The sequence below is a fragment of the Asticcacaulis sp. P4_H10 genome (assembly GCF_056400965.1).
The window spans coordinates 500,287-512,019 of the sequence record NZ_JBFUKH010000002.1; the positions used below are offsets into that span (position 1 = coordinate 500,287).

13 protein-coding genes are annotated in these 11,733 nt (G+C 60.1%); 5 read left to right on the top strand and 8 right to left on the bottom strand.

Annotated elements, in window-relative coordinates:
• Nucleotides 1-13: 13 nt before the first annotated feature.
• The 4 genes from AC1DON_RS06300 to AC1DON_RS06315 all read right to left on the bottom strand — a co-directional run bounded on the left by AC1DON_RS06300 (nt 14) and on the right by AC1DON_RS06315 (nt 2,654).
• The gene (locus AC1DON_RS06300) at nt 14-853 is read right to left on the bottom strand and encodes an alpha/beta hydrolase (protein WP_476933905.1); all 840 of its coding nucleotides are present in this window, start codon (nt 851-853) and stop codon (nt 14-16) included.
• Between the two features lie 57 nt (nt 854-910).
• Entirely contained in the window at nt 911-1,225 is a 315-nt protein-coding gene (locus AC1DON_RS06305) for a Dabb family protein (RefSeq protein ID WP_476933906.1), read from the bottom strand.
• Nucleotides 1,226-1,317: 92 nt separating this feature from the next.
• Nucleotides 1,318-1,719 (bottom strand): MerC domain-containing protein, encoded by a 402-nt coding sequence (locus tag AC1DON_RS06310; RefSeq protein WP_476933907.1) that lies wholly within the window; start codon nt 1,717-1,719, stop codon nt 1,318-1,320.
• A gap of 137 nt (nt 1,720-1,856) precedes the next feature.
• Entirely contained in the window at nt 1,857-2,654 is a 798-nt protein-coding gene (locus tag AC1DON_RS06315; RefSeq protein ID WP_476933908.1) for a GDSL-type esterase/lipase family protein, read from the bottom strand.
• 121 nt (nt 2,655-2,775) lie between these two features.
• Between AC1DON_RS06315 and AC1DON_RS06320 the strand changes: the two genes are divergently transcribed.
• Both AC1DON_RS06320 and AC1DON_RS06325 read left to right on the top strand, forming a co-directional pair.
• Nucleotides 2,776-3,453 (top strand): DsbA family oxidoreductase, encoded by a 678-nt coding sequence (locus AC1DON_RS06320; protein WP_476933909.1) that lies wholly within the window; start codon nt 2,776-2,778, stop codon nt 3,451-3,453.
• Between the two features lie 106 nt (nt 3,454-3,559).
• The gene (locus AC1DON_RS06325; protein WP_476933910.1) at nt 3,560-5,431 is read left to right on the top strand and encodes an ABCB family ABC transporter ATP-binding protein/permease; all 1,872 of its coding nucleotides are present in this window, start codon (nt 3,560-3,562) and stop codon (nt 5,429-5,431) included.
• A gap of 123 nt (nt 5,432-5,554) precedes the next feature.
• On the opposite strand, the gene AC1DON_RS06330 is transcribed toward AC1DON_RS06325, so the two are convergent.
• The 4 genes from AC1DON_RS06330 to AC1DON_RS06345 all read right to left on the bottom strand — a co-directional run bounded on the left by AC1DON_RS06330 (nt 5,555) and on the right by AC1DON_RS06345 (nt 7,727).
• A complete protein-coding gene (locus AC1DON_RS06330; RefSeq protein ID WP_476933911.1) occupies nt 5,555-5,797 on the bottom strand; it encodes a hypothetical protein in 243 nt (80 codons plus the stop codon).
• Nucleotides 5,798-5,996: 199 nt separating this feature from the next.
• Nucleotides 5,997-6,782 (bottom strand): 3-hydroxybutyrate dehydrogenase, encoded by a 786-nt coding sequence (locus AC1DON_RS06335; protein WP_476933912.1) that lies wholly within the window; start codon nt 6,780-6,782, stop codon nt 5,997-5,999.
• 4 nt (nt 6,783-6,786) lie between these two features.
• Nucleotides 6,787-7,155 (bottom strand): phasin, encoded by a 369-nt coding sequence (locus AC1DON_RS06340; RefSeq protein ID WP_476933913.1) that lies wholly within the window; start codon nt 7,153-7,155, stop codon nt 6,787-6,789.
• Between the two features lie 176 nt (nt 7,156-7,331).
• A complete protein-coding gene (locus AC1DON_RS06345) occupies nt 7,332-7,727 on the bottom strand; it encodes a flagellar basal body-associated FliL family protein (protein ID WP_476933914.1) in 396 nt (131 codons plus the stop codon).
• Between the two features lie 227 nt (nt 7,728-7,954).
• Here AC1DON_RS06345 and AC1DON_RS06350 point away from each other — a divergent pair, with 227 nt between their 5' ends.
• From AC1DON_RS06350 to AC1DON_RS06360, 3 genes are all read left to right on the top strand, one after another.
• Nucleotides 7,955-8,875, top strand: a complete 921-nt coding sequence (locus AC1DON_RS06350) for a response regulator (protein ID WP_476933915.1) — start codon at nt 7,955-7,957, stop codon at nt 8,873-8,875.
• Nucleotides 8,872-10,044, top strand: a complete 1,173-nt coding sequence (locus tag AC1DON_RS06355) for a hypothetical protein (RefSeq protein WP_476933916.1) — start codon at nt 8,872-8,874, stop codon at nt 10,042-10,044. Before AC1DON_RS06350 ends, AC1DON_RS06355 begins: the two co-directional genes overlap by 4 nt.
• Nucleotides 10,045-10,129: 85 nt before the next feature.
• On the top strand, nt 10,130-11,290 hold the full coding sequence (locus AC1DON_RS06360) for a hypothetical protein (protein WP_476933917.1): 1,161 nt from the start codon (nt 10,130-10,132) through the stop codon (nt 11,288-11,290).
• The last annotated feature ends 443 nt before the right edge of the window (nt 11,291-11,733 follow it).

Below are 11,733 nucleotides of genomic sequence, written 5' to 3' on the forward strand. Positions count from 1 at the left end.
AGGAAAAGGGGCGTTACTTCGACAGATAGCCCTGATCGTGCAGCCAGTCGGCCAGGCGGTCCGGCCAGTTGCGCACCGCCTGACGCTTTGAGCGGTCGCCCATATTGAAACCATGCCCGTCGCCGGAAACGATATGGCGCTCAAAGGATACGTTTGGCCATGACTGATAGAGGGCCTGAATGCGGCCCGTGCTTTCGACCGCCATATGATCGTCATAGGCCGTCAGCATGAAGACCGGCGGCGGCGCGGCCGACAGGCGTGAAGGGATGCCGGCCGGGCCGGGATAGATTTCGATCAGGAAATCGGGGCGTGCAGCTTGGCGGTCGACCGGATCGGTGGCCGATGCCTCGGTGCCCTGAGGATCAAAGGCCAGCATGGAGACCAACTCACCGCCCGCTGAAAATCCCATGACACCGACACGATTGGGGTCGATGCCGTATTCAGCGGCGTGGGCGCGGACATAGCGGATGGCGCGGACGGCATCAGCCTTGGCGTCGGCTATGGCGTAGGGCGAACCCTCTTCGCGCGCCAGGACGTATTTCAGCGCAAAGGCCGTGACGCCCAGGCCTTGCAGATGCTGGGCGGGCTTTACGCCTTCCTCGCCGAAGACCAGTTCGCGGTGTCCACCGCCGGGCAGGATGATAACCGCTGTGCCCCTATTCTTGTCGGGGGCGGCTGCGTAGACCGTCAGCGACGGATTGTTGATGCTGCGCCACCACCACTGGGCATGCTGTTCGGGGATATCGCGGCGGGCTTCGAAGCCGGGCTGGCCGGCTTCCCACAAAGGAATAACGGATTGCGCCATGGCCTGTGGCGCCATCATCAGTGCGCAGAGCGCGAATACAAGACGCATGTCATCCTCCCGAATTGTGTTTTCGGGGGAGATTAACGGAAGTCAGCGGTTATGCAATCAGGCCTCGATCGGCTCGCGTGCGGCATTGCCGATCGTATAGTCGGCGGCGACGCGGACATCGCGCAGGTGGCGGACGCGACGGATCGATTCTTCGTAGAGCGGATGGGCCTTGTAGGCACGAAAATCTTCTAGCGTCTCGAACTCGCCATAGACAACGACGTCGATATCGTTGGCCAACTGGTCGATTTTTTCGTTCAGCGACACTTCCAGAAGCCTGGCGTGTGGGATCTGGGTCAGGACGGACAGACCGCTATGGATGGCGGTGAGATCGGCGCGATCCTTACAGCTAAACATAACGATGTGACGGATCATGCGGACCAAACGACGTATTTCAAAGGCAGCGGGGCCTTCTCCTTAAAGGCTTGGGGCATGCCGTCAAGCGACTTGTTGCCGCAGCCTCAGGCTTACGCGTCGGTGGCGCAATCAGCCGTGTGACGGTGATCGAAGCGCGGGGCGCTGTAGTTGATCGCATGGGCGGCCGCGACCAGCAGGGCGCCGATGATGCTCAGCTGCGTTTCAAAGTCGTGCAGGGCCGGCACGAAGGCAGCAGAGGCCAGCAGGAACAGACCGCCGGCCATAGGCAGGGTCACATCAGTCTTCAGCCAGGCTTTTGACTGCTGCACGGCCAGGGCGCTCATCGGGACGGCCATCAGGACCAACGCCTTGTGTACCCAGTCATTCTGCGCGACGGCGCCGAACATAGGCAGGGCAGCGATCAGGAACGGCAGCAGCAGGCAGTGGGCGACGCAAAGGGCCGACAGCCCTACGGACGCAATATCCAGCCACTTGCTTTTCGAAGGAGTCATCTGTGCCGTTTCCTGTGGCTACTGCAAATATGTTATACCGTAACTCTTGGCAAGAGGGCGCGATGAGAATTTAACCGCGCCGCCCGATGTTGTTATAGTATAACATAGCACAAGGCAAGCCTGAAAATGGCAGCAGGCTATTTTAGGTAGGGCCTGATCTCAGGGCTTTGCGCTGCCCAGCTCTCGACGGCCAGCTTGCCGAAATAGGCAGAGCCGGCAGCGCCCAGATGGGTATAGTCAAAGGCCTGCTTGTCGGACTTGGTGCCCTGTGAGGCGTCGCTGAAGACGGCGGGGACAGAGGTGCCGCTGTTTTCGCTGTCGAGGATGTTCTGCGGAATAGGATCGCCGGCTAAGCGGTTGGCGGCCGGCAGGCCCATTTCCTGGACGGCTTTCTGGCTGACGGCATAAAAATCGACAACCTGATAGCCCCGGTCGCGCGCCACCACCTTGATGGCGGTCGACCACGGCAGGAGGTCCGCGCGCAGCTTGCCATCCTTGAACCAGCGCTGGGTCAGCGGCGTGACATAGACGGGCACGGCGCCGGCGGCGGTAATGTCGTCGCCGAAGCGGCGCATATTCAGCGGGAATTCGGCCTTGATGTCGGTGTGACGTTCGGGCTTTGAGGAGCCGTCATTGTGACCGAAACCGATCCAGACATAGGTTTTGCTGTAGGCCGTATTGTCGCGCATCTGCTCCACCGCCGTGTCCCACAGGCCTTCAACGCGATAGCTCTTGGAGCTGCGGCCGCCGCGCGCCAGGTTGACGCAGGTCACTTCCGGCTTGAACTGCGCACAGAAGCCTTCGCCATAGCCAGACTTATTGGTCATGGTCGAATCACCGATCATCATGACACGGATGGGCTTGAACGCTTCGGCATGAGCCGGGGCAACGAATGCAAGCGCCAGGATGGCGAGGAAAGCATGACGGATCGGCATTTAAGGGTTCCCCTCTGGTTCTGTGTATTCAACGGGCAGGCGGCGGCTGTCTGTCGCTGGCGGGCTTGACCCAAACCGTAACCGCACTACATACAGATCGTCGCGACTTTGGGAGACCGTCATGCATATCGAAATCTGGTCGGATGTCATCTGTCCGTTTTGCTATATCGGCAAGACGCAGCTGGAGGCCGCGCTCAAGGAGGCCGGCGTCGAGGCGCAGATCGAACATCGCGCCTTCCGCCTGATGCCGGGCGACGCCGTGGCCCCCGTCGAGGAGATGTTCGCCAGGAAGTACGGTCAGACGCCACAGCAGGCCGAAGCGACCATGCGCAATGTCGAAGCCAATGCGGCCGGCGAGGGGCTTGAGTTCCATATCGCCGGTACGCTGACCGGCGATACGCTGGATGCGCACAAGCTGCTGATCCTGGCGGGGGACAAAGGCGTGCAGCCGCAGGTGCTCGACCGGCTCTACCGCGCCTATTTCACAGAGACCCGGAATGTTTTCGACCGTGTCACGCTGCTCGAGCTGGCGGCCGAGGCGGGGCTGGACCGCGACGACGCCACGGCCGCCCTTGATTCGGCCGAACTGGCGGCGCGCGTGGCTGCGGACCAAAGGACGGCACAGACCTTCGGTGTACGCGGCGTGCCTTTTGTCGTCATCAATCGCAAGTTCGCCGTGTCGGGCGCGCAGGGAAAAGACAATTTCGTCAAGGCCTTGCAGGCAGCCATCGCCGAAGCACCGGTCGTCGTCGGCAATGATGGCGCGGCGTGCGACATAAATGGCTGCGATCCCGCATAAAAATAAAGCAAGCTTAAGATTGGCGCAGGCGGAAGTGCGGCCTATATAGGGCGAAATAATGGGTTTGCCGCGATAAGTGCGGGAGCCGCACTTTGAAAGCTTCATTATGAGTCCTCCGCCAGCGTCTCAAGCCACTCAGACTGCTAATTTTCCCAAGCCCAAGCCAAAATTCCAGGAAACCCTGGCCTTTCTCAACCCCTACCTCTGGCCGCGCGACCGCGCCGACCTGAGGCTGCAGGTGGTGTGGGCACTGCTGTTCATGCTGTTCGGCAAGCTGCTGACGGTCGCCATTCCCTATACCTACAAATGGTCGACCAACGCTCTGACCGAAAACAAGGACATTCAATTCTGGGGCTTGCTGGCGGCCGGCCCGATCGTCCTGGTCATCGCCTATGGCGTGGCGCGGATGATGGCGCAGATTCTCAACAATATCCGCGATGCCCTGTTTGCCGCCGTCGGCCAGCACGCGGTGCGCGGCCTGGCCAACCGCGCCTTCGGCCACCTGCATAACCTGTCGCTGCGTTTCCACCTGCAACGTCGTACCGGCGGCCTGTCGCGCGTCATTGAACGCGGCAAGGCTGGCATCGAAACCATCATTCGCCTGACCATGATGGTTGGCATCCCGACCGTGGTCGAATTCATACTGACGGCCATTATCCTGTGGCTGCAGTTCAACATCCTGTACGTCATCGTCGTCGCCGTGACGGTCGTGATTTACGTATGGTTCTCGATCATGGCGTCGAACTGGCGCATCTCCATCCGCAAGGACATGAACGAAGCCGATTCCGATGCGATGTCGAAGGCGGTCGATTCGCTGCTTAACTTCGAGACCGTCAAATATTTCGGTAATGAGCAGCTCGAAGCCGATCGCTACAACCGCGCCACCGGCATGTACGAAAAGGCCGCGATCAAGACCTATACGTCGCTGGCCTGGCTCAATATCGGCCAGGCGGTGATCTTCTCGATCGGCATGGCCATCGTCATGGTGATGTCGGCCTGGGAAGTGGCCAATGGCCGCCAGACGGTCGGCCATTTCGTCATGGTCAACGCCTTCATGATGCAGCTGGCCATTCCGCTGAACTTCATTGGTACGCTCTATCGCGAAATCTCCACGGGCCTGGTCGACATGGATGCCATGTTCACCCTGCTGGATGAGCCCAAGGAGGTCGTCGATGCAGCCGATGCGAAGGAATTATCGGTGGCGGCGGCCGCTGTGTCGTTCAAGAACGTGCACTTCTCCTACGATCCCGATCGTGAAATCCTGAAGGGCGTCAGCTTCGATGTTCCGGCCGGCAAGACGGTCGCCATCGTCGGGCCTTCGGGCGCCGGCAAGTCGACCATTTCGCGCCTACTGTTCCGCTTCTACGACGTCAAGGGCGGTTCGATCGAGATCGACGGCCAGGACATACGTACGGTGACACAAGCTTCCTTGCGCCACGCCATTGGCATGGTGCCGCAGGACACGGTGCTGTTCAACGACACGGTCGCCTACAATATCGGCTACGGCAAGTTCGGTGCCTCGCGCGAAGAAGTCGAGGACGCCGCCGAACGCGCCCAGATCGCCGCCTTTATCGCCTCGCTGCCCAAGGGGTATGAGACCGAGGTCGGTGAACGCGGTCTCAAGCTGTCGGGTGGTGAAAAGCAGCGCGTCGCCATTGCGCGGACGCTTCTGAAGTCGCCGCCGATCCTGATCCTCGATGAGGCGACCTCGGCGCTCGATACGCACACAGAGCGCGAAATCCAGGCCTCGCTGGACGACGTATCCAAGAACCGCACGACTCTGGTCATCGCCCACCGCCTGTCGACGGTCGTCGGCGCCGATGAGATCATTGTGCTGAAGGAAGGCGTGGTGGCCGAGCGCGGCAAACACCACGAACTGATGGCGCTGAATGGCATCTACCACTCGATGTGGGAACGCCAGCGCGCGGCCGATGCCGCCCGCGAAAACCTGGCCAAGGTGGTGGCAGAGGTCGAGTAAATCTCTCTAAGTATGCGCACATTAAAACGGGCCTAGCAGCTCTCCCTGCCAGGCCCGTTTTGCCAGTGTCCGTAAGAACTGCCTCTCACACAGTCCTCAAGGCCTGGGCATTTCCTACCCGTATTAGTGTACGGCAGCCGCCGACGTGGTCGTCGTGGTCGTCGTCGTTTCAGCAGCGGCCGGGCTGGCTTCCGAAGCCGCGGCCGAAGCCATCGGATCAGCGGCCATCGGGTCCGCGACGACCGAGGTCGTTTCGGTCGTGGTCTCGGTGGTGGTATGGGTGTCTTCCGTCTTGGTGCAGGCGGCGACAGTCAGGGAGGCGGCCAGGGCAGCCAGGATGGTCAGCTTGATGGAGGTCTTGCGCACGGGAGATTTCCTTCTTCACAAAGAAGTGAAACTTATGACTGACCCGGCGTTGTGAAGCGGTAAGTCAGGCACGCCGTTTTGATAAAATTTCGATAAGTGAGCTTTGTTCCGCTCACGGCATTTCGCCAGACGCGAACGCCTCCGCGAGGGCGGCAGACGACTGCCGGGGCCGCTTGGCCCCTGTGAGTTTATCTAACGACTACTGCGCTACCCAGCCGCCATCCATGCTGAGTGGGGCGCCATTGATCTGGCTGCCGGCGTCCTGGCACAAAAAGACAGCCAGGGCCGCGACCTGTTCGGCCGTGACGAACTGCTTGGTCGGCTGGGCAGCCAGAAGCACGTCGCGGATGACCTGTTCTTCGGTGATGCCGCGTGCCTTGGCGGTGTCGGGGATCTGCTTTTCAACCAGCGGCGTTTTCACATAGCCCGGGCAGATGGCGTTGCAGGTAATGCCGAACTCGGCGCCTTCCAGCGCGATCGTCTTGGTGAAACCCAAAAGGCCGTGCTTGGCGGCGACATAGGCCGACTTGAACGGCGAGGCGACCAGCGCGTGCGCGGAAGCGATATTGATAATCCGGCCCCACTTCCTGGCCTTCATTTCATCAAACACCAGCCGTGTGGTGTGGAAGGATGCGGTCAGGTTGAGCGCAATGATCATGTCCCACTTTTCCGGCGGGAAGGTTTCGATTGGCGAGACGTGCTGGATGCCGGCATTGTTGACCAGGACGTCGACGCCGCCCAGCTGGTCCTGGGTATTGAAAATCAGCGTCTTGATGGCGTCTGGCTTCGTCAGGTCGGCGCCGTCGAACAGCACCTTGACCCCCGCCGATGCCGCCAGCTCAGACCGCACCTTTTCGATCTCGGCCGCATCGCCCAGGCCGTTGAGCATGATGTTGGCGCCCTGCGCCGCCATCGCCCTGGCGATAGCCAGCCCGATGCCGCTGGTCGAACCTGTGACCAGTGCCGTCTTACCCTTGAGTTCCATAATGTCAGTCCTTTTTCGGCTCGCCGCCGGCCGGTGCAGCGGAATTGAGCGCCTGCTTGCCGCAATTCTGGACGAAGGTCATGGTCGCCTTGGTCTGGTCCTGGCCATACTTCAGGCAGGTCTTCGTCCATTTCTGCTGTAGCTCGGACAGGGCGGCCGGGTCACGCGTTTCGGACGCCTCCTTCATCAATTCATAGGCATCGCGCGTGAACGCCTGTGTATCCTCGGCGTAGCGTCGTGAGGTCGTCGAAATCATTTCGATGAGATTGATCAGGCTGCGCGCCGCCAACTGCTGCTGCGCCCCCATCATGCGCAAACCGCTTTCGAAAGGACCTGCGCCGGGTGTCGAACCCGGTTCTGGCGCGTCACTCATCCCTTTGATTCCTTTGTTAATCGGCTTTTGTTTTGTCGCGATATCTATGGCGAAAACCGCTGACACTTTTCGCCATATCGCTCTAACGGCCGCTTATCATGGTAAACAGACTATGCCGATAATCATTTTCTTGTGCAATGCAAAAATACGCGCCATTGCATGGATCAACGCCGTGGTTAGTTAAGCAGGATAGAGCCCATCAGCACCTTGGCCCCTGACTGGCCCAGGACCTGGTCGGTGATGGTCTGGAGTTGCGTCGCCAGATAGTCGGCATCGACCAGGCTGGAGGCCGTCAGGCCGCCGGCATAGGACTGCAGCCGGCTGACATAGGCGTCTTTGAGGCGCGGCATGTACAGCTTGATCCGGTCGACCATCTTGGCATCATTGGAATAGAGGCCCATATCGAGGCTCAACGTGCCGTGGCGGTGGCCGTTGCCGCGCGTGAACACGCTCATCATCGGGAATTGGGTAAAGCCCGGCCCGCCGCCCTTTTTCTTGGGCGCATTGGCCAGGGCCGACGAGGCGGTGAACAACAGGCAGAGCGAGGAGGCGAGGAGCGCGCGACGGTACATTTCGCCTGTTTACCACAGAGCGGTTAAGCGTGGGTTGATGTCAGGGTCTCTATTGGTCACATGCCTGGCGCGAAAACCGGTTTCCACTTTTTCGAACCTGCTCCGGATTTACGCAAATTTAACCATAAAAATCAGGACCTTGGTCAACCTGAAATTAAGGTGTGGCTGTTATTTTCGCAGGCGTTGTTCCGGTATCGGAGCGCCGCATTCGAGCCATTTACCTCACGATGAAGACATCGCATTCCCAGACCCAACGGTTGCTGCGCAAGATTGATTGCGCACGCGCCGCCGTTCTCGTGGTCGAGGATCATGATGCCTCGCGCCGGCTGATCCTGGAACTGCTGCGCGGCGCCGGCTTTGAAAACCTGACCTTTGCCCGCGACGCCGAAGAGGCGATAGAGCAGATGCAGGGACACGATCCGGATGTGCTTTTGCTCGACTGGGGCCTGCCCGGCAAGACAGGTGTCGAGCTGGTGCGCGAAATCCGTGCCGCCGCCCACGCACCCGACCCGCGCTTCGCCAATCCCGAAGTGCCGATCATCATGATCACCGCCCGGCAAAGGGCGCGCGACGTCACGACGGCGCGCAATGCCGGCATCAATGAATTTGTCATCAAGCCGTTTTCAACCGGCTCGCTGCTCAAGGCGCTGGCCTCGGCCCTGACGCAGAAGCGCCGTTTCGTCGCCACGCTGGACTATACCGGTCCCGACCGCCGCCGGCGTCGGGCCGAGTCCTATCCAGGCTTGCTTCGCCGTAACGAAGACGTCGAACAGACTGCCGAGACCCATTCGCGCAACATGTTCCGCGAATCATTGACGGTCGAACTGAACGCGGTCCGCGCCATGATGAGCGCGCGTGGTGGCCTGGACCGGGCTACCATGACCCACATGGTCGAAAAGCTGCTTGTCGCCGAACGCCGGGCCCACAATTTCCGCCTGAACCTCATCGAACAGGCAACACGATCACTCAACACCTATATCGCCATGGCCGGCGACCACGCGGATCAAAAAATCCTGGATGCCCATCTCGACGCCCTGATGCAGCTCAATACCGTGCCGTTCGATCAGGAAAGCCAGGCCGCGGCAATTGTCCAGCGCCTTGAAAACCTTGTCGCCCGGCGGCGCCAGAACAGGAAATTGCTCGCATGAACGCGCATGCCTTCTCATCGCCGGCGGATTCGAAAGCCGCAGGCAACCAGGCCAATAATCGCGATGTCCGCAATCTCGCCAATCTGGGTGAGACCGCTTCGACCAGCCGTGTCCTCAACCTGTCGCAGGTCTATCTCCAGTCGGCGCGCGAAAAAGAATACCAGCTCCGGCCCTTCTTCCGTGACTCGCAACTCAACAAGTGCATCCTGGTCAAGCACACACTGCGTGCCAACGAACGCGACCTGTTCGCCCGTTCCAAGCGTACCGCGACCAAGATCATCCTGCCCTTCGACCCGCTGGACCTCAAACTGGGCGGCCGTTCGATCTTCGTCAACCAGACAGGTTTCGACGCCTTCTGCCGCGCCTATTTCAACATCGACGACGTTATGTCCAATGCCGATGTGCAGCTATTGCGTCTGATGGACCAACTGCCATCGCTTGATCCCTTCCTGGTGCGCGAACACCTGGGCCGCAACGGCTTCAAACCCGGCGCCTGCTACCTCAAGATCTCGCCCTTCGACGTCCAGCGCATGGTCGGTTTCGCCAATGCCGAGATCGAGCGCCTGGTCGTCACCGCCTTCGGCGACGGTTTGTCAGGCGAGGCCGGGGTCAAGCTGACCGGCAAGATCCTGGCCGACGAGCTTGACAAGGAGTTGTCGCCGCTGCGCCGCGTCCTGCGTATGAACGAGGAGGAGTTCTCCGACGGCATCTTCTCGTGGCGAGGCTTCCTGTACTTCAAGTGGCGCCACCTGGAACTGCAGGAAGAAATGCGGAAGGTCCTGGAGGGCCTGGCCAGCTACCAGCCTGTCGGTTCGGCCGACGAGGCATTGAAGGAATACCTCCGCGAGGTCCGCCCCAGACTGGCGCGCAAGATCGTCGATGCCGTCCAGGGCGTCGGACGGACGCTGAACGTCTACGACCAGGCCTACCACGCCCTCGTCCAGGGCGAAAATGCCGGCCCATTCCGCCGCTTCCTGCTCGACGGGCCGGGCCTGTTTTTTGAGCTTGGCGAGAATATCGGAATCTTAAGTCATATCGGCTCATTCTGGCAGTACCGCATGGGCCAGGCGATGATTAATCAGCGCCTGACGCCGACGGAATACAGCGACATCCTGATGGATTTCGAGGACTCGCTGAGCATGATCGGCAGCCGTGAAGAAGAAGCGTAACCGGTTTATTTTTTTGTCGCGATATCCAGCCAAAAACCGCCGCACACTTTTTGGCATATCGCTGGACCGGAAAGGATGAGTATTCGTGTTTGTTGAAGCCCCCGTCATGGCCAGGCTGGCTGAGAGCCAGTTCCGCACCTCGCGCGAGATGCGGAATCTGGCGCACCTGACCTTTGGCGGGTCGTCGGATCGCGTGCTCAACCTGTCGCGCGTCTATCGCGCCTTTCGCGATGACGAAGATTACAACGAAAACCCGCTGTTCGAAAATTCGTCTCTGAACCGCGCCATCATCCTCAAGCACAATCTGCGTGTTGACGAACGGCACCTGTTTGCCGGCAGCCGCCAGACCGTGACCAAAATCATCCTGCCCTTCGATGCCTATGACCTGACACTGGGCGGCCGCGCCTTCTACTTCCGCCAGGCGCATTTCGAACAGCTGATGAAGACCTATCTCGGCATAACCGACCTGTCGCGCAGTCGTGACGTCGAGATCCTGCGCTGCATGGACCGGCTGCCGTCCCTCGACCCCTTCCTGTTGCGCGAACACCTGCTGGCGATGAATGTCAGGGCATCGCCGAAGTATTTCCAGATTTCGCCGAACGACCTGCAAAGCATGGCCAAGTTTACGGCGCATGAGATCGAAAATCTCGTTGCCGCAGCGCTTGGGGGCGAAGGCGGCCAGGGCGCGTCACGCCTCGGCAGCAAGATCCTGTCCGACCAGCTCGATCGTGAACTGTGGCCGCTGAAGGAAACGCTCGGCATGACCGACGAGCAGTTTTCCGCCGGCATCATGTGCTGGCGCGGCTTCCTCTATTACAAGTGGGGCTACGTCGAACTGCAAGACGCCATACGCGAGGTGCTGAACGGTCTGTCGACTTACAAGCCGGTGCCGACGCACGAAGACATGGTGCGCAACTATCTGCGCCGCGCCCGTCCGCGCATCGCCAAGGCCATCGTCAAAACGATCCACGAAGCCGGGCGTGTGCTTGAAAGCTATGACGAGGTCTATATCGCTCTGGCCGTTGAGCGGAATCCTGAGCCATTTCGCCAGTTCCTGATGCGCGGGTCGAATCTGTTTTTCGACCTGGGTGAGAAGCTGGGCATCCTCAACCACATCGTGTCGTTCTGGAAGTTCCGCATGGCGCGTCTGTACAAGACACAGTCGCGCCAGCTGGAAAGCGTCGAATACGCCGACATCCTCATCGACTTCGAAGCCAGCCTGTTCCGCTCGCTGACGGCGGAGTAGGTCTTCCGGGTTATCTGAACGCACTTCGCCCTCCCCATTTATGGGGAAGGGGACCGCAGCTTGCTGCGGTGGGCGGGGCCTCTTTCTGCTAAACAGTGACGTGGATGCGGTTGTAATACGTCAAGCGCTTAGCCTGCGACTTCTGCTATAAGCCCCGCCCACCATCTGCTCCGCAGATGGTACCCCCTCCCCGCTATACGGACCGGAGACATGGGTGACACATGTTCGGAGACATAGGTTACACATTTGGTGAGCCTATGTTGATGTGAGGTCAATAGTCGCGATGCGTTTCGCTCCGAAGCAGATGTCATAGGTGTTCTGTCCGGTAGGCCTTACAGCGACGTGTTCTCCTCTGAAGGCTTTCGGTACGCGCCATTGCCTGTTCCTGAAACTGATAGCGCCAAGGTCTTTGGGGACTTTCCTGACGATGTCGGAGCTGTCGT

Excerpts from the sequence above, each read along its gene's own strand:
- AC1DON_RS06300 (WP_476933905.1), bottom strand. The coding sequence starts at position 853 with ATGCGTCTTGTATTCGCGCTCTGCGCACTGATGATGGCGCCACAGGCC.
- AC1DON_RS06305 (WP_476933906.1), bottom strand. The coding sequence starts at position 1,225 with ATGATCCGTCACATCGTTATGTTTAGCTGTAAGGATCGCGCCGATCTC.
- AC1DON_RS06310 (WP_476933907.1), bottom strand. The coding sequence starts at position 1,719 with ATGACTCCTTCGAAAAGCAAGTGGCTGGATATTGCGTCCGTAGGGCTG.
- AC1DON_RS06315 (WP_476933908.1), bottom strand. The coding sequence starts at position 2,654 with ATGCCGATCCGTCATGCTTTCCTCGCCATCCTGGCGCTTGCATTCGTT.
- AC1DON_RS06320 (WP_476933909.1), top strand. The coding sequence starts at position 2,776 with ATGCATATCGAAATCTGGTCGGATGTCATCTGTCCGTTTTGCTATATC.
- AC1DON_RS06325 (WP_476933910.1), top strand. The coding sequence starts at position 3,560 with ATGAGTCCTCCGCCAGCGTCTCAAGCCACTCAGACTGCTAATTTTCCC.
- AC1DON_RS06335 (WP_476933912.1), bottom strand. The coding sequence starts at position 6,782 with ATGGAACTCAAGGGTAAGACGGCACTGGTCACAGGTTCGACCAGCGGC.
- AC1DON_RS06340 (WP_476933913.1), bottom strand. The coding sequence starts at position 7,155 with ATGAGTGACGCGCCAGAACCGGGTTCGACACCCGGCGCAGGTCCTTTC.
- AC1DON_RS06345 (WP_476933914.1), bottom strand. The coding sequence starts at position 7,727 with ATGTACCGTCGCGCGCTCCTCGCCTCCTCGCTCTGCCTGTTGTTCACC.
- AC1DON_RS06350 (WP_476933915.1), top strand. The coding sequence starts at position 7,955 with ATGAAGACATCGCATTCCCAGACCCAACGGTTGCTGCGCAAGATTGAT.
- AC1DON_RS06355 (WP_476933916.1), top strand. The coding sequence starts at position 8,872 with ATGAACGCGCATGCCTTCTCATCGCCGGCGGATTCGAAAGCCGCAGGC.